The sequence below is a fragment of the Kitasatospora sp. NPDC004669 genome (genome assembly GCF_040609455.1).
Lineage (GTDB): Bacteria > Actinomycetota > Actinomycetes > Streptomycetales > Streptomycetaceae > Kitasatospora.
Window position 1 is genome coordinate 1 of record NZ_JBEXKB010000219.1, and the last position, 1,495, is coordinate 1,495.

1 protein-coding gene is annotated in these 1,495 nt (G+C 68.9%); it reads left to right on the forward strand.

What is annotated here, in order from left to right; translation table 11 throughout:
* Window positions 1–329: 329 nt before the first annotated feature.
* Window positions 330–836 (forward strand): peptide-methionine (S)-S-oxide reductase MsrA, encoded by a 507-nt coding sequence (msrA, locus tag ABZW30_RS46990; RefSeq protein WP_355677493.1) that lies wholly within the window; start codon window positions 330–332, stop codon window positions 834–836.
* Window positions 837–1,495: the final 659 nt, after the last annotated feature.

Below are 1,495 nucleotides of genomic sequence, written 5' to 3' on the forward strand. Positions count from 1 at the left end.
CGCGACCCGTTTCACCCGCCTCTGTCAGCAACTCAGCGACGGGACTCGAACCCGCTGACACTCCCGCACCTACTTGAAGATCGCCAACAGCATCCGGAACTCACGCCAGAGCCACGTCCTACTGTCCGTTGACACCATTCGAGCCGGACGCCCGGTCCTCCGCTCAGGGGCTCATTACGGAATTCGGACGAGGCGCGCGGGGGCTGTGCGCCGGAATAGGGGAGCCGCGTAGGTTGTAAGCACCAGTACGTGCCGATGCCTGTCACCTGATGCCGGACCCCGCGCCGAAGGGCCGTGCAAGGTGGCGATGTACCCGTGAGGGAGAAACCATGGCGACCGAGAAGGCCATCCTCGCCGGAGGCTGTTTCTGGGGAATGGAGGAGCTATTCCGCCGTCAGCCCGGTGTGGTGTCCACCCGCGTGGGCTACACCGGTGGTGAGGTCCCCCATGCCACCTACCGCAACCACGGCAGCCACGCCGAGGCCATCGAGGTGCTCTACGACTCCGCCCGGACTGACTACCGGGCCCTGCCCGAGTTCTTCTTCCAGATCCACGACCCGACCACGAAGAACCGCCAGGGCAACGACATCGGCACCAGCTACCGCTCCGCCGTCTTCTACACCGGTGACGAGCAGAAAAAGATCGCCGAGGACACCATCGCCGACGTCGACGCCTCAGGCCTGTGGCCGGGCAAGGTCGTCACCGAGGTCAGCCCCGCCGGCGACTTCTGGGAGGCCGAACCCGAGCACCAGGACTACCTGCAGAAGTATCCCAGCGGCTACACCTGTCACTTTCCCCGTCCCGGCTGGAAGCTGCCCAAGCGGGCAATGGACTGACCACATCAACGCGCGGATGACCTGTCCGCACGCCGACCCGGGACCGGCTTCGAGCCGGCCCGGCATCGGAAGTCAGGCGCCCGCAGCCACCGCCACCTCCGCCGACCTGGTCCCGCCGATGTGTGGAATTGCCTACGCCGCAACCGTCCACGGCGGTGTTCCCGCCGCCCGTACCGACACCGCCCAGCGCTAACCGTCCACGGCGGTGTTCCCGCCGCCCGTACCGACACCGCCCAGCGCTATCTGACCGTGTTCCTGGAGGGTCTGCGTACCGGCTGAATCCGGGACGACCCATTGCGCCCGGCGGGGGCCCCGGGCGCGCGAAGCGCTCGTCGTCGACGAAGCGTTGTGAAACCACCCCGGCGGCCGGCAGGCCGGCGGGGTCGTGTGCGCCCTCGGCGGGCTCTGGCGAAAGTCCGGCGGTCGAGGCAATCGTCTGGGTGACGGCCGTGATCGCCGGGGTGGGGCGGTCGTGCGGGCAGGCGGCACGTCACCTACGGTCGGCGCTCACCGAAACGGGCGGGAGCGAAGAACCTCGAACCGTGAGCTGTCACGGCAGGGCGGCGATCCGGACGCGGCGCTGTGCGTCTCGCGTGGGGATGGCCGCCGGTGGCGCAGCCAGGGGGGCTGAAGGCCAGGGGCGTCGTGGCGCAACGCCG